At 64.2% G+C, this 15,026-nt stretch carries 15 protein-coding genes; 9 read left to right on the top strand and 6 right to left on the bottom strand.

Features of this window, described 5'->3' with window-relative positions:
- Nucleotides 1-121: 121 nt before the first annotated feature.
- From ACELLULO517_RS24080 to ACELLULO517_RS24055, 6 genes are all read left to right on the top strand, one after another.
- Nucleotides 122-1,606, top strand: coding sequence for a cobyric acid synthase (locus ACELLULO517_RS24080; RefSeq protein ID WP_227309991.1), 1,485 nt, complete (start codon nucleotides 122-124; stop codon nucleotides 1,604-1,606).
- A gap of 54 nt (nucleotides 1,607-1,660) precedes the next feature.
- Nucleotides 1,661-2,341, top strand: a complete 681-nt coding sequence (locus ACELLULO517_RS24075) for a sigma-70 family RNA polymerase sigma factor (RefSeq protein WP_227309990.1) — start codon at nucleotides 1,661-1,663, stop codon at nucleotides 2,339-2,341.
- Nucleotides 2,338-3,093 (top strand): anti-sigma factor, encoded by a 756-nt coding sequence (locus tag ACELLULO517_RS24070; protein WP_227309989.1) that lies wholly within the window; start codon nucleotides 2,338-2,340, stop codon nucleotides 3,091-3,093. Before ACELLULO517_RS24075 ends, ACELLULO517_RS24070 begins: the two co-directional genes overlap by 4 nt.
- Before the next feature lie 243 nt (nucleotides 3,094-3,336).
- Nucleotides 3,337-4,593, top strand: coding sequence for a flavin-containing monooxygenase (locus ACELLULO517_RS24065; RefSeq protein ID WP_227309988.1), 1,257 nt, complete (start codon nucleotides 3,337-3,339; stop codon nucleotides 4,591-4,593).
- Nucleotides 4,594-4,604: 11 nt separating this feature from the next.
- The gene (locus ACELLULO517_RS24060) at nucleotides 4,605-5,021 is read left to right on the top strand and encodes a RidA family protein (protein ID WP_227309987.1); all 417 of its coding nucleotides are present in this window, start codon (nucleotides 4,605-4,607) and stop codon (nucleotides 5,019-5,021) included.
- Between the two features lie 63 nt (nucleotides 5,022-5,084).
- On the top strand, nucleotides 5,085-6,008 hold the full coding sequence (locus ACELLULO517_RS24055) for a LysR family transcriptional regulator (protein ID WP_227309986.1): 924 nt from the start codon (nucleotides 5,085-5,087) through the stop codon (nucleotides 6,006-6,008).
- 121 nt (nucleotides 6,009-6,129) lie between these two features.
- Here ACELLULO517_RS24055 and ACELLULO517_RS24050 read toward each other — a convergent pair whose 3' ends face one another.
- From ACELLULO517_RS24050 to gshB, 4 genes are all read right to left on the bottom strand, one after another.
- On the bottom strand, nucleotides 6,130-7,503 hold the full coding sequence (locus ACELLULO517_RS24050; protein ID WP_227310012.1) for a sugar porter family MFS transporter: 1,374 nt from the start codon (nucleotides 7,501-7,503) through the stop codon (nucleotides 6,130-6,132).
- A gap of 215 nt (nucleotides 7,504-7,718) precedes the next feature.
- Entirely contained in the window at nucleotides 7,719-8,873 is a 1,155-nt protein-coding gene (locus ACELLULO517_RS24045; RefSeq protein ID WP_227309985.1) for a mechanosensitive ion channel family protein, read from the bottom strand.
- A 78-nt stretch (nucleotides 8,874-8,951) separates the two neighbouring features.
- Entirely contained in the window at nucleotides 8,952-9,794 is an 843-nt protein-coding gene (locus ACELLULO517_RS24040) for a lysophospholipid acyltransferase family protein (protein WP_227309984.1), read from the bottom strand.
- Between the two features lie 17 nt (nucleotides 9,795-9,811).
- Entirely contained in the window at nucleotides 9,812-10,756 is a 945-nt protein-coding gene (gene gshB, locus ACELLULO517_RS24035) for a glutathione synthase (protein WP_227309983.1), read from the bottom strand.
- A gap of 128 nt (nucleotides 10,757-10,884) precedes the next feature.
- On the opposite strand from gshB, the gene ACELLULO517_RS24030 reads away from it, so the two are divergent.
- The 3 genes from ACELLULO517_RS24030 (at nucleotide 10,885) to ACELLULO517_RS24020 (ending at nucleotide 13,358) form a co-directional block, all read left to right on the top strand.
- The gene (locus tag ACELLULO517_RS24030) at nucleotides 10,885-12,177 is read left to right on the top strand and encodes a DUF2254 domain-containing protein (RefSeq protein WP_227309982.1); all 1,293 of its coding nucleotides are present in this window, start codon (nucleotides 10,885-10,887) and stop codon (nucleotides 12,175-12,177) included.
- 184 nt (nucleotides 12,178-12,361) lie between these two features.
- Complete coding sequence (locus tag ACELLULO517_RS24025; RefSeq protein WP_227309981.1) at nucleotides 12,362-12,871, top strand: DUF1993 domain-containing protein; 510 nt, start codon at nucleotides 12,362-12,364, stop codon at nucleotides 12,869-12,871.
- Between the two features lie 307 nt (nucleotides 12,872-13,178).
- Nucleotides 13,179-13,358: a hypothetical protein gene (locus ACELLULO517_RS24020; RefSeq protein WP_227309980.1), complete on the top strand. Its 180-nt coding sequence runs from the start codon at nucleotides 13,179-13,181 to the stop codon at nucleotides 13,356-13,358.
- A 205-nt stretch (nucleotides 13,359-13,563) separates the two neighbouring features.
- Here the strand turns inward: ACELLULO517_RS24020 and ACELLULO517_RS24015 are convergent, their stop codons facing one another.
- Both ACELLULO517_RS24015 and ACELLULO517_RS24010 read right to left on the bottom strand, forming a co-directional pair.
- A complete protein-coding gene (locus tag ACELLULO517_RS24015; RefSeq protein ID WP_227309979.1) occupies nucleotides 13,564-14,196 on the bottom strand; it encodes a TetR/AcrR family transcriptional regulator in 633 nt (210 codons plus the stop codon).
- A complete protein-coding gene (locus tag ACELLULO517_RS24010; RefSeq protein WP_227309978.1) occupies nucleotides 14,193-14,999 on the bottom strand; it encodes an SDR family NAD(P)-dependent oxidoreductase in 807 nt (268 codons plus the stop codon). Before ACELLULO517_RS24010 ends, ACELLULO517_RS24015 begins: the two co-directional genes overlap by 4 nt.
- Nucleotides 15,000-15,026 lie beyond the last annotated feature (27 nt).

The raw sequence follows: 15,026 nt of genomic DNA, 5'->3' as shown, positions 1-15,026 counted from the left end.
CATCCCCGGGCTTGTCCCGGGGACCTACCCGCGGCGGCGCCCTCACGCCGTCTGGGTGCCGCGACGGGTAGGTGCGCGGGTCAAGCCCGCGCATGACGATGTTTTTATGGTTGTGGTTTCAATGACCGCTGCCCTCATGATCCAGGGCACGGGGTCGAGCGTGGGCAAATCCACGCTGGTCGCCGGCCTCTGCCGTCTGCTGACGCGCCAGGGGTTCCGCGTGCGGCCCTTCAAACCGCAGAATATGTCGAACAACGCGGCCGTGACGGCGGATGGCGGCGAGATCGGGCGTGCCCAGGCGCTGCAGGCGCTCGCCTGCCGGGTGCCGCCTTCGGTCCATATGAACCCGATCCTGCTTAAGCCGCAGAGCGAGACCGGTTCGCAGATCATCGTCCAGGGCCGCGTCTGGGGTCAGGCCCGCGCGCGGGACTATCAGGCGCTGAAGCCGCAGCTTCTGCCTTATGTTTTGGACAGTTTCGCAAAACTCCGCGCCGAGGCCGATATCGTTCTGGTCGAAGGGGCGGGCAGCGCGTCGGAGGTCAATCTCCGCGCCCATGACATCGCCAATATGGGCTTCGCCCGCGCCACCGGCTTGCCGGTCATTCTGGTCGGCGATATCGATCGTGGCGGTGTCATCGGCAGTCTTGTCGGCACGCACAGCGTGTTGGACGAGGATGACCGCGCACTCATCCGCGGTTTCATCGTCAACCGTATGCGCGGCGACCTTAGCCTGTTCGACGACGGCATGCGCTTCATCGCCGATCGCACCGGCTGGGCGCCGCTCGGCCTCGTCCCGCATTTCACGGCCGCGCATCGCCTGCCGGCGGAAGACGCGGCCGACCTCGGCAGCCGCGCCAGCCTCACCCCCACAGGCGGCAAGCTGCGCATCGCCGTGCCCGTCCTGCCCGGCATCGCCAATTTTGATGATCTCGATCCGCTGGCGGCAGAACCCGAAGTCACGCTGCTCATGCTGCGGGACGGCGCGCCCCTGCCGCCCGATATCGCCCTCGTCATCCTGCCAGGCTCCAAGACCACGATCCGCGATCTCGCGGCCCTGCGCGCCTATGGCTGGGACAGTGATATCCTGGCCCATGCCCGGCGCGGCGGCCATGTTCTGGGTCTCTGCGGCGGCTATCAGATGCTGGGCCGGACGATCGCTGACCCGGACGGGATCGAAGGGCCGCCGGCACTGGTTCCCGGTCTCGGCCTGCTTGATGTCGAGACGGTGCTGCAAGGCCCGAAGCAGCTGCGTAGCATCGCCGGCCACACGGTCGCAGATGGTCTGCCGCTATCCGGCTACGAGATGCATATGGGTGTCACCACCGGTCCCGCGACCGCGCATCCCGTTTTGACGTTCACAGACGGTCGCAGCGACGGCGCCATCTCCGATGACGCACGTGTGATCGGCAGCTACGTCCACGGCTTTTTCGCCGATGACCGGCAGCGATCGGCCTGGCTGACGCGTTTCGGTGCCCCGCCCTCAGACCGCGCCCATGCCTCGTCGGTTGAGGCGGTTTTGGATGCACTTGCAGACCATCTCGCACAGCATTGCGATATTCCGAAGATACAGAACCTCGCGGCATCCGGCACGCTGCTCCCTTCGTAACACAAGGGAAGGCCCGCTTCGGCCTGGAAGAATACGCGAAGGATGTCCCGGCCTATGGCCTTACTCGCCCTCGACGCGCGCAGCCGGCTTGCGTCCAGCAGCCGGACTGGCAATAGTCGCCCCTGGCAATACGCGCATCAAGCGCGGCCTGTGCGGGAGTGGCATCCTCTGTCGACCCAGATTAGCGAAACGGCTGACCGGGGCGATGATATGCTGACGGCGCTGCTGCTGCGTTGCGCCACCGGCGATCGGACGGCGTTTCGCGCCCTGTACGATGCCCAATCTTCTCGGTTGCATGGTCTGGCGATGCGCATCACGCGTGACCCGGCCTTGGCCGCGGACGCCACGCATGACGCCTTCGTGCAGGTCTGGAATCAGGCCGTGCGTTTCGACCCTGCCCGTGGCGCCGCCGGCGCCTGGCTCACCAGCATCGTCCGCTACCGCGCGCTCGACATCACGCGGCGCCGCGTGCGGGAACAGCCGGGCTATGAGCCGCCGGAGCAGGAAGACGACAGCCCCGACGCGCTGGCCCGGCTTGTCAGCAGCGATGAGGGCGCTGCCCTGCATCGCTGTCTGGGGGAGTTGGAGCCCGACCGGCGTTTGCTTCTGGTTCAGGCTTTCACGGATGGCCTGACCCATAACGACATCTCGGAAAAAACCGGCACGCCGCTCGGCACCATCAAGTCCTGGATCAGACGCTCGCTGGCCAGCCTCAAGCGGTGCCTTGAGACATGAGCGGTTTTCAGGACGACGATCGCAATCTCCTCGCCGCCGAATATGTGCTGGGCGTCCTGGACGGCGCCGAGCGGGAGGCGGTTCAGCGCCGCGCCGATGAGGACAGCGTGCTGAATGACGCCATCACCGAATGGGAAAACCGGCTGAGCCCGCTGGCCGCCATGGTGTCGCCACTGGCGCCGCCTGCCGGTCTTTGGCCGCGCGTCGCCGCCAGCTGCGGCATTTCGCCCTTGGCGGATCAAGCGCCGGCTGTCGCACCGCGCGCGGCCGTACATACGCGTGCCAGACTGCTGCGCCGTCTCGATTTCTGGCGGACGACGACCGCGCTGGGCTTCGGTTTGGCCGCTGCCCTGGCGATCGTCGTGGTGGTGCGCAATTCGGCCTTGCAGACCCCTGCCCCGAACGTGCCGTTGGCCGCCGCCGTGCTGGTGGCGCCGAATGGTGGCGCGCCGACATGGCTGGCCTCGGCCGGGCCGGATAATTCCGTCCAGTTCAAGCCGCTGCAGCATATCGCCGTCGCCAGCGGCAAGGATCTCGAACTCTGGGGCCTGCCGGACGGCGAGAAAGTGCCCAGGCCGCTGGGCCTGATCACGGCTGACGGCCGCACCATCACGCTGCCCAATACCGTCAAGGCACCGATGGAGATCATGGTCAGCCTGGAACAGAAGGGCGGCTCACCCACCGGCCTGCCACAGGGCCCGGTGCTCTGGCTGGGTCACATGGCGGCCTATGCCGCCACCGGCAACGGTTGACGTAGCAACGCCGGCGCGGCCGACGCAAAAGTCGGCCGTTTAGATAGTCATCCGCGCACTCGTTGCGCGGACCTACCCGATGGAGCGGGCAAAACCCGCCCAGGCAAAAGGCGCCCCGCGCCCTGCCTCAGAAAAACCGAAGCAGAACGACAAAAACTAATACTTTGATGAGCTTCCGCGCTATGGGACAAACCTCGCGATCATCGCGCCTTGAACCCCAAGCCATCCCAAAGGGACAAGCTCATGTCCGTCGAGACTGTGGACACACTCGTCATCGGGGCCGGCCAGGCCGGCATTGCGATGAGCGAGCATCTGAGCAAGCAGGGCCTCTCCCATCTGGTTCTCGAACGTCACCGGATCGCGGAGCGCTGGCGGTCGGAACGGTGGGATTCGCTGGTCGCCAATGGCCCGGCCTGGCATGACCGCTTTCCGGGCATGACCTTCCCTGACATCGATCCGGACGCCTTCGCGCCGCGACAGGCGATCGTCGATTACTTCGTCGCCTATGCCCAGGCCATCAAAGCCCCGATCCGCGACGATGTCGCCGTCACTTCCCTGCACAGGAAGGCCGACGGCCCAGGTTTCACGGTCGAAACCTCGGCGGGCACCATCGCGGCCAGAAACGTCGTCGCGGCGACCGGCCCTTTCCAGCGGCCGCTCATCCCTGGCCTGGTGCCGGCCGATGTGCCGGTTCTGCAGATGCATTCCAGCCGCTATCGCAACCCGGACCAATTGCCCGCGGGCGCCGTACTCGTCATCGGGGCGGGGTCATCCGGCACGCAGATCGCGGATGAACTGCAGCGCTCCGGCCGGCGCGTCTATCTCTCCGTCGGGCCGCATAACCGGCCGCCGCGCGGCTATCGGGGCCGCGATTTCTGCTGGTGGCTGGGCGCGCTCGGCAAATGGAGCGCCGAGACGCCGACGCCGGGCATGGAACATGTCACCATCGCGGTCAGCGGCGCCTATGGCGGGCAGACGATAGACTTCCGGCGCCTGGCCGAGCGCGGCATGACCTTGGTCGGTCGCGCCCAGCATTTCGCGCAGGGCGTGATGCATTTCGCGGACGATCTCGCGCAGAATATCGCGCGCGGCGATGCCGACTATCTCTCTGTCCTGAACGAGGCTGACGCCTATGCGCAGCGGGAGGGGCTGGATCTGCCGGAGGAACCGGAGGCGCGTCAGATCGGTCCCGATCCCGACTGCGTCACCGATCCTGTTCGGGCGATGTCGCTGACGGATGCGGGTATCACAACGATCATCTGGGCCACGGGCTATGCGCTGGATTTCAGCTGGGCGCAGGTCGAGGGTTTTGCCACGGAAACCGGTCGGCCGATCCATAAGCGCGGCGTCTCCGCCATTCCCGGCCTCTATGTGCTTGGTCTGCCCTGGCTGTCCCATCGCTCCTCCTCCTTCATCTGGGGCGTATGGAATGACGCGGCCTATCTGGCGCAGCATATTGCGGACCGCGCCGGTAACGACGCGGCGCCGCAGACGGCTTGAAAGGACAAATCATGATTCATAAGCGCATCCGTCCGTTCAACACGGCCAAGACCTATCCGGAGCAGAAGCTCGACAACGATCTGGCCCAGGCCGTCGTGGCGCGCGGTGCCACGGTGTTTTTGCGCGGCCAATGCCCGCAGGATCTCGATACGGCGGAGGATGTCGGCATCGGCGATCCAGTCGCGCAGACCCACAAGGTCATGCAGAATATCCGCCAACTCATGCAGGAAGCCGGCGGCGGGATGGAGCATGTCTGCAAGCTCGTCGTCTATCTGACGGATATCCGTCACCGCGAGCCGGTCTATCGCACCATGGGCGAGTATATTCGCGGTGTGCATCCGGTCTGCACCGGGCTTGTGGTGGTCGCCCTCGCCCGCCCGACCTGGCTGGTCGAAATCGACGCCACCGCCGTCCTGCCGGACGACTGACGCAGGCTGGCTTGGCCGGGGCGTGATATGGCGGATGGCGGCCAGCGGAGAAAGCCAGACGACATGCGATACACGCTCCGGCAATTGCAGTATTTCGCGGCGGCGGCCGAAACCGGGTCCATCACCCTCGGCGCCGAGAAAATCGGCATTTCGCAGCCGTCGATCTCGGCTGCCATCAGCACGCTCGAACGGGAATTCGGCGTGCAGCTGTTCATCCGCCATCATGCGCAGGGTCTGTCCCTGACGGCTGTCGGACAGCGTCTTTTCGTCGAAGCGAAACACCTGCTGACGCAGGCGGAAGCGCTCTATGCCGTCGCGTCTGAAGCGGCAGGGCAGGTAGCGGGCAAACTCGCGGTCGGTTGCATGGTCACCATGGCCCCCATGATCATGCCCGAGCTTGCCCAGACCTTTCTATCGGCCTTCCCAAAGACCGAAATCCAGCAGATCGAGGCTGGATTGGAATGGTTGCTGGACGCTCTGCTGCGGGCCGAGATCGATATAGCCGTCACCTACGATCTGCAGATTCCGGACGGGGTGACGTTCACGCCGCTCACGCGTTTGCCGCCCTACGTCATGGTCGGCGCGATGCATCCTTTGGCAGAGCAATCGACCGTCACGCTGGAGCAACTGGCCGATCTACCGCTGATCCTGCTCGATCTGCCGATCAGCCGCGATTACTTCCTGTCCTTGTTCACGAAACGCGGGTTGGTGCCGCGCATCCAGTCCCGGTCGGCGCAGCAGGACGTGGTGCGAACCATGGTCGCCAACGGCTATGGCTATACGCTGGCCAATGTCCGGCCGCGCTCGGACCTGGCACTCGACGGGCGGCGGCTCCTGCGTCTGCGACTGACGGGGGACCACCAGCCGATGGTCATGGGCACGGCCGTGCTTGCGACGATGCGCAAGACCAGGCTGCTATCCGAATTCGAAGCGCATTGCCGGGCCTGTATTTCCGATTCCTATATTCCGGGCATGACATCACCTTGACGGCGACCGCCCAAGAAAAAGAGCCGGCCCAGTTTTTCTGAGCCGGCCCTCCCAAGGCAACAGGATTTTCGTAGGCCGGCTTTGCGCCGCCGGCCTGGCGTCTTGGTTTAAGCGGTGCTGCTTATGCGCCGATATTCCGCAGCGGCTTGCCGGCCATCAGGTTGGCTTCGATATGCTCCAGCGTCACGCCCTTGGTCTCCGGCACGAAGAAGATCGTGAAGAAGAAGAAGAGCAGGTTGAGCGCGGCATAAATACCGAAGGTCAGGCCCGAGCCGAAGCTGTTGAGCATGGTCAGGAAGGTGATGCCGACGATGAAGTTGGCAACCCAGTTGGTGAGCGTGGACGCGGCGATGCCGAAGTCGCGGCCCTTGGTCGGCTGCACTTCGGAGCAGAGCACCCAGATCAGCGGACCAGCCGACATCGCGAAGCCGGTGATGAAGATCAGCAGCATGACGACGGCGAAGATCTGCGCCGGCAGCGTGGTCGTGCCGATATGCAGCATATAGCCGAGCACGCCCATGCCGACGAACATGACGACGAAGCCGGTCAGCAGCACCGGACGGCGGCCCCAGCGATCGACGAAGCCGATGGCGATGAAAGTCGCGAGCACGTTCACCAGACCGACGATCGCCGTGCCCCACAGCGCCATATGGCCCTGGAAGCCGGCCGCCTGGAAGATGCGCGGCGCGTAATACATGACGACGTTCATGCCGGTGAACTGCTGCACGACCTGCAGCACGACGCCGAGGAAGACCGAGCGGCGGAAGTTGGGGTTCTGCTGGAACAGCGACCAACCGGCCTGCGGGCGGCGCAGCTGCTCCTCGATGTCGCGGTATTCGGCATCGACGACGGCCTGGCTGCCGCGCAGCTGGTTCAGCACTTCGCGCGCTTCACGGTTCTTACCGCGCATCAGCAGCCAGCGCGGGCTGTTCGGCAGGCGCGTCACGCCGATCAGGAACAGCGCACCGGGAACGGCGACGATACCCAGCATCCAGCGCCAGGCACCGGAATAGCTGAACAGCGTATCCGAGACGAAGGCGGCCAGAATGCCGATGGTGATCATCAGCTGATAGGTCGAGATCATGGAGCCGCGCTTCTCCGGCGGCGCGATCTCGGAAATATACAGCGGCGCGGTAAAGGTCGCGATGCCGATGGCCAGGCCCAGCACGACGCGGGCGATGATCAGGCTTTCGACCGACCAGGCGGCGGCGCAGAACAGCGAGCCGATGACGAAAAGGATCGCACCCAGGATCAGCGAAACCTTACGGCCGAGGCGGAAGGACAAAACGCCGGCAGCAAGCGCGCCGACGGCGGCGCCGAACATCATGCTGCTGACGATCCATTCCTTGGCGCTGTCATCGGCGCCGAAGGCCTTGCCGATGAAGTCGAGAGCGCCGGAAATAACGCCGATGTCGAGGCCGAACATCAAACCGGCCAAAGCGGCCATGCCGGCCGTAAAGAAACTATGATCCCCGCCGCCGGCTTTCGCCGCCATTGCGGGGGATGTCGCTACACTCATGCTACGATTCCCATCCCTCAAAGATACGAACTTTAGGCTCTAGACCCAGTCAAGAAGCCTCCCAATCTCTGCGCGGACAATATACCTATGCGGGCGAATGGGGTTGCTCTCACAAATAATTGCTAAGGTATTGTGACCACTTAGCTTTTGCGGCATCGCACAATTTGCTGCACTGCAGCATGGTCCGTTAATTACTTTTGCTGCACTGCAACATGACTTGCGTCACGATCCAACTGCACACGCATATGCGGAAGCGCACCCGGATAATCAGCCTGCAAAAAGGCGATCAGTTTCTCTCGCACTTCGCATCGCAAATCCCAGGTCTGCGGCGCATTGCGCGCGCTGACCAAGGCCCGCAGCTCAATCACGTGTTCTTTCGCGTCGCTGACTTGAAGATTGACGACCCGCCCATCGCAGAGCGCGCTGTCCGCCGCGACTTCCGCCAGCTTATCGCGAACGGCTTGAACAGGCACGGAATAATCCACATAGAGATAGACAGAGCCGATGAGCGCCGATGATTCCCGCGTCCAGTTCTGAAAGGGCTTTTCCAGGAAATAGGAAATCGGCAGCACCATGCGCCGCCAGTCCCACAGGCGAACGACGACATAGGTGCTGGTAATCTCCTCGATCCATCCCCATTCGCCTTCGACGATCACCGCATCTTCCAGGCGGATCGGCTGGGTTATGGCAATCTGCACGCCGGCGATGAGGTTGGTCAGCAGCGGGCGCGCGGCAAGACCCAGCACCAAGCTCGCCGCGCCGGCAGAAGCGAACAGGCTGATGCCATATTGCCGCACCTGATCGAAAGTCATCAGCGCGATGCCGACAGTCACGACACCGATGAGGATATCGCCGGCGCGTTTCAGAATGCGCACCTGCGTCAGGTGTTTTCGCGCCAGAAGATTATCGTCCACATCGGTCTTGAAACGACCGAGGTAAAGCGAGGCGAAGATCTCAAGCGCCCGGATTGAGGTCCATCCGACGAGAAGCACGAACCCGATCAACAGGAAATGCGCGATCGTCAGCGTCGTCCGCGTTGAAAAGCTGAGAGACGGCAGCGCCGCGCCGATGAAGAACAGCACATAGGCGACCTGGCTTGGCCCGGTCGTGTGTTCGATGAAGACTTCGAAAAAGGTGCGGACCTTGCGCGGCGCCCGAAAGCGTTTGAACAGCCTCAGCGTGATCCGATGCAGCACCAGGCCCAGCAATCCGGCAAGCACGAGAATGATCGTGCTCCAGACATAGCCCGGTATCCAGGCAGGACCGATCGCGATGCTTTGGTCAAAAACCTGGCGCAGCGTTTCCTCGTGCGGTGCCAAGCTGCTTGCGCCGGATGCGTCTGCCATCGTCACTCCTTTTTGCCGGCCTGAAGCATGGTCAGACGTGAGGTATCGACGGCAAACATGGCGGGATAGGGAGGGCTGCTAATCCCTGTTGCGGCGGATTTCCGCCGCACTCACTGCCACTTGATGCCAGGTCTGCTGCGCCAGCCGCTTCCGGCTCAGCCCGCTTTTGGGGTCGATCGGCGGATGCAGCACGATCGTCGCCCGCAGGCCGCGGTGACGGGCGATCTGGTTGAAATGGCTCGCCAACTCCATGTCGCCGAACCACGCGAACAGCGACCGGTCGGCCCGCCGCACCGGCAGGAAATCCAACCGGTCATAGACCAGCGTAAAGGGCTGCAGCCGATGCGGCACCTCGGATTCCGCGACCGCCAGAAAGGCCGAGCGGAATGGCATAACGCGCGCACCGTCCGACGTGGTCCCTTCCGGGAACAGGATCAGGCTGTCGCCCTGCGTCAGCCGGCCGCGAATATCGGCATTCTCCCGCGCGGCGCCGGCCACCTTGCGGCTGACGAAAATCGTGCGGCCGAGGCGGGAGATGATGGAGATGACGGGCCATTTCCCGACCTCGCCCTTGGCGATGAAACAGGCCGGCAAAGCCGCGCCAAGCACCGGGATATCAAGCCAGGAAGTATGATTGCCGACGAAGACGACCGGCATGTCATGCACCATCGGCGCGCCCGTCACCCGCACCGTCATTCCCATGCACCAGCAGCAGCCGCGCCAATAGAGCAGCGGCACCCGAACCTTGCCGGGGCCCGGCAGAAAGATCAGCACCGCCTGCGGCAGGCCGCAGATGACGGTCCAGATCAGGATAGCCAGCACGCGCAGCACCACGCGCACCGCCCCCGCCACCCGCGGCCATGCGGGCCAAACCCCGTCCAACTCTACCGTGCGGCCAGCCCGGCCCGGCGTTTCGGCCATGGTCTGGTCAGGGCCGGTTAAAGCCGCGCCTCGATCCGGTCCCAGATCGTCTCTTCGATCTTGACGCCGTCGAAGCGGGCGATTTCCTGCAATCCGGTGGGGGATGTCACGTTGATCTCGGTCAGATAGTCGCCGATGACGTCGATCCCGACGAAGATCAGGCCGTTTTCCTTCAGATAAGGCCCGATCCGCGCGCAGATCTCCTGCTCGCGCACCGTCAGCACCGACTTCTCGGGGCGCCCGCCGACATGCATATTCGACCGCGCGTCACCGGCCGCCGGCACGCGATTGACGGCGCCCGCCGGCTGGCCGTCGACCAGGATGATGCGCTTATCGCCCTGACGCACCGCCGGCTCGTAGCGCTGGATCATCAACGGCTCGGTCGTGCGGACGAAATGGCTGTCGAGGATGGAGCCGAAATTCTCGTCATCCTCACGCACGCGGAAGACGCCGATACCGCCATTGCCGAACAGCGGCTTGATGATGATGTCCTTGAATTCCGTGCGGAATTCGGCGATCGCCGTGCGGTCCCAGGTGATCAGCGTCGGCGGCATCAAGTCCGGGAAATGCGTCACCAGCAGTTTCTCGGGCGCATTGCGCACGGCCGCCGGGTCATTCACCACCAGGGTCTTGGGGTGGATATGCTCCAGCATATGGGTGGCCGTGATATAGGCCATGTCGAAGGGCGGGTCCTGGCGCATCAGGATCACGTCCATGGTCGAAAGATCGAGGTCTTCCCTCGGCCCGAAGGTGAAGTGGTCGCCGGGCGTGCGGCGCACCGCGACGCGATGGGCGCGGGCCGAGATGCGGGTGCCGCGCTGGGCCATATGCCGCACCTCGTAATGCCAAAGCTGATGGCCGCGACGCTCGGCCTCCAGCATCAGCGCGAAGGTCGAATCGGCATTGATATTGACGGACTCGATGGGGTCCATCTGGACCGCAACTTTCAGCGCGCTCGGCATAGGCACTCACCTCGGGACAGGAAATGGCAGCATAGATTGCAGCCGCCCGGCCGCCTAGAGGAGCGCCCTTCGCGCGACTGCGCGATCCGTGCCAGTGAGAAACGGACGGCAGCGATGAAGGAGAGACGATGCCCCGCTGGCTCTGGATATTGACCATCATGCTGCGGCGGCTTTGGCTACGCGCGACACTGCTGGGTGTGCTCGGCGTTCTGGCGGCGATCCTTGGCGCCGTCGCACAGCGCTTCGTGCCCTTTAACCTGCCCAATATCGGCGCAAGCTCCGTCGGCACGATCCTCAACATCATGGCGTCCAGCATGCTGTCGGTGACGACCTTTTCCCTCAGCGTCGTGACCTCGGCCTATGGCTCGGCCACCAGCAATGTCTCCCCGCGCGCGACCAAGCTGGTGATGGAGGATAGCGTCACGCAGAACGCGCTCTCGGCCTTCATGGGTTCCTTCCTGTTCAGCATCGTCGGCATCATCGTCCTGCAGACGGGGGCTTACGGAGATCGCGGTCGCGCCATCCTGTTCATCGTCACCATCGGCGTCATCATCCTGGTCGTCGTCTCGCTGCTGCGCTGGATCGACCATCTGACCGGGCTCGGCCGGGTCGGGGAGACGACGAGCCGGGTGGAGAAGGCCGCGCGGGCGGCATTGCAGGCGCGTCTCGACAATCCCTATCTCGGCGGCCAGAGATTGGCGGCCCCCGAGCGCGCGGTGCCGGAAGGCGCCATCGCCATCTGCACCGATGACCTCGGCTATCTCCTGCATATCGACATGCTGGCTCTGTCGCATGCGGCGGAAGCGCTGGACGCGGAGATCTATGTCCGCGCCAATCCCGGCGCCTTCATCTACGCGGACACGGTTCTCGCCTGGGTCAATGCGCATCAGCCAGGCGACGCGGTCGCGGGCCATATCCATAGCATCACCCAGGCTTTCTCCATCGGTCATGAGCGGAGCTTCGACCAGGATCCGCGCTTTGGCCTTGTCGTGCTCAGCGAAGTCGCCTCCCGCGCTTTGTCGCCCGCCGTCAATGATCCGGGAACCGCGATCGACGTCATCGGCCGCCTGGTACGGCTGATGACGCTTTGGTCCAAGAACCCGGACGAGACGGCGGATGAGGCGATCAAACATCCCCGCGTGCATGTGCCGCCGCTGGCGACAGCCGATTTGTTCGAGGACGCCTTCATGGCAATCGGCCGTGACGGCGCCGGCATGATCGAAGTGCAATTGCGCTTGCAGAAGGGGTTGAATGCCCTCGGCCGCATCGGCGATGCGGATTTCCAGGCGGCAGCGCGTCATCAGGCCGAACAGGCCGCCAGCCGTGCGCAGGCCGTGCTGACGCTGGACGCCGAGAAATTGCGCCTCCGCCGGGTGGGGGAGGAAGCGGCCGTCACGGCGGCGGCCAGGATGGCCGGATAGAGCCAATCCACCCTTCAGCGCGCGATCAAGCAGGGCCGAAGCCTATAGGGCCCGTGACGAAGGCTGTCCTAGCAGCGAGGTCGCGCATCTTTCCCCCTTTTCGTCGGCCGCGTTGCAGCCTGGGCCGCGCTTTCCGGCAGCGGCGTTTGAGACTAAACCAGCCGCTCGTAACGGAGCAGGTCTCTTGGCATTCTCAATCTACGACGCGTCCATCCCCATGATGGTCCGCATGCTGCACAATCTGTCCAGCATCCTGGACAAGGCCGCCGCCCATGCGGCTGAGAAAGGTATCGACCCGGCGACGATGATCGAAGCGCGGCTGGCGCCCGACATGTTCAATCTGGCGCGCCAGGTGCAAAGCGCAGCGGATGCTGCGAAGGCGACCGCCGCCCGCCTCAGCGGCGAAACGCCCCCGAGCCATCCCGACACCGAGACCAATTTTGACGAGCTTAAAGGTCGCATCGCCAAAGTGATCGCCTATGTGGAGGGCTTCACCCCGGAGCAAATCAATGCCAGCGAGGGTCGTAGCGTCACCATTCCCACAAGGGGCGAACCGCATGTCTTCAAGACCGGCGGGGATTATCTGACGCAATTCGCCATCCCGAATTTCTTTTTCCATGTCACCACGGCCTATGGCCTGCTGCGGCAGCAGGGCGTCGAAATCGGCAAGATGACCTATCTCGCCGGCATCTAAGCCTGGTAGGTTTCAATAAATAGTTGGTCATCCGCGCACGCGTTGCGCGGACCTACCCGGCGCGGCGCCCGGACGGCCGCTTGCCTTCACGCAGTGTCGATGCGCGGGTCGGGTTGCGGCCGGCCGCGACTGGCCGGCCAAGCTTTCGACATTGCCGCGACCGAAGCGGTGAAGCCGCCGCTTCACGGGCAATTTGCTTCCCCTGCCCCGGAAAACGGTTCACACTCGTCACAATAAAAAGACGTCGCTCGCTTTGCTGTCGATACCTGCCCCGGTTGCTTTTGCCCGTTTTGGAAGGACACAGGACATGAGCTGGCTTGGGGGAAACTGGTACGGCGTGATTGCCTTTTTCGGCATTCCCGCCGGTTTGGGCATTCTATGCTGGGTCGCCGTGCATAACATGCTGGGATCGCGCGCTCGGCATGACCGCGCCCGACAGCATGCGCGGCAAGTACCGCAACCGCGCACCGTCAGACGTCCATTCTAGAGCCTGTCAGGTTTTAATAGATAATTTGTCATCCGCGCACTTGTTGCGCGGGCTACGCGCCCCGGACCTACCCGCCGCGGCGCCAGCCGGCCGATCGCTTGCTCCGCCGGGTAGATGCGCGGGTCGGGGTGCGGCCGGCTAGGCCCGCGCACGACAGATTTGGTGGCGTTTCCACCTAAACCTGACGGACTCTAAACTGCCAGATCTAAACCCACAGAGCGCCGCGCCAATATTCCAGCAGCGCCTCGTATAGCTCCTTGGCGAAGACGGGGTTCGGCCGCCCATCCGTCGCGCAATCGGCGATCGGATCGCCGAAGGATTGCCACAGGCCCCGCGTCAGCGCGTGGCAACGGGTGAGAAGCTGAAAGCCCCGCCCTGACGGCAGGCCAAGCGCTGTTTCAAGGTCGCGGCTGGCCGCGTCCAAACGTTCCAAAAACGCCTGCTTATGGGCGATCAGCGCGTCGCGGGTCATGTTCCGCTCCAGCACCTCCTTGCTCAGACCATCAAGGCGTAGCAAGGCGGGATGTGCATCGACATACCTCACGAAGCGGGTCACGAACCCCTCCACCCGCTGCGCCAGGGTCTGGTTCGGCCGCACCATCTCCTGGTTCAGAAGCGCCAGGACCGGCGTCCAGGATTCCAGCAAAAGGGCCGCGAAAATCTCCTCCTTGGTGCGGTAGTAGATATAGATCGTCCCCTTGCCGAGCCCGGCCGCTTCCGCGATCTGCGCGACGGAGGGCAAGCCGCCGCCCATCGTCTCGAACAGGGTCGCCGCCGTCTCTAGAATCGTCTGCCGCCGCTGTTCCTTGGCGGCGATGTCATAGGCGCGGCGCGTCATGCCTTGTGCGCAGCCCCGCCGCTGGCGCGATAGGCGATCCGCGCCGCCGTCATCCGCGGAATATGACGCGCGAGCCCGACCAGAGCCTTATTGGCCGCGCCCGCGACGACCACCGGCTGGCCCCGCAGCATGGCATCCACCCCGATCGTCGCGACCTTGCCAGCCGGCAGCGCCGTCCGTCGCGCCATGCCGTCCGGCTCGAACCCCGCGACCGCGCCGAAGCCCGTCTCCATGTAGCCGGGGCAAAGGACCGTCACGCCCACCGTCGGCGCCAGTTCCACATGCAGGGATTCCCCTAGCGACAGGACGAAGGCCTTGGACGCGCCATAGGCGCCCAGCAGCGGCGTCGCCTGGAAGGCAGCGATACTGGCGACGAACATGATATGTCCTGCCCCCGCCGCCTTCATGCGCCCGCCATAGAGATGCGCGAGTTCGGCGAGGGAGACGATATTGAGGTGCAGCATAGCGTTCAGCCGGTCTGCGTCATGGGTGACGAAAGCCGCATTCAGACCGAAGGCGGCATTGGCGATCAGCATCGTCGGCTGAAGCCCCTGCCCGTTCAGCCTCGTCGCCAGAGACTGCACGCTGCCGGGCTGGGAGAGGTCAGCCGTCTCCACCGTCACAGCAATAGAGTGACTTTGTCGCAGGCGCGCGGCCAGCGCCTGCATCGGCGCCGCAGACCGCGCGGTCAGGATAAGGTCATAGCCGCGCCGCGCCAGATCTTCGGCGAGCGCAATACCCAGACCGCTGGAGGCGCCGGTAATCAGCGCCAGTTTTCCCGGATTGATTTTGTCCGAATTCATCGCCGCCTCACAATCATGACTGACGGT

Origin of the sequence: Acidisoma cellulosilyticum (assembly GCF_020621385.1) — a bacterium.
Classification (GTDB): Bacteria; Pseudomonadota; Alphaproteobacteria; order Acetobacterales; family Acetobacteraceae; genus Acidisoma; species Acidisoma cellulosilyticum.
Note: the sequence above shows the minus strand (reverse complement) of the source record. Positions and strands in the feature narration are given on the sequence as shown.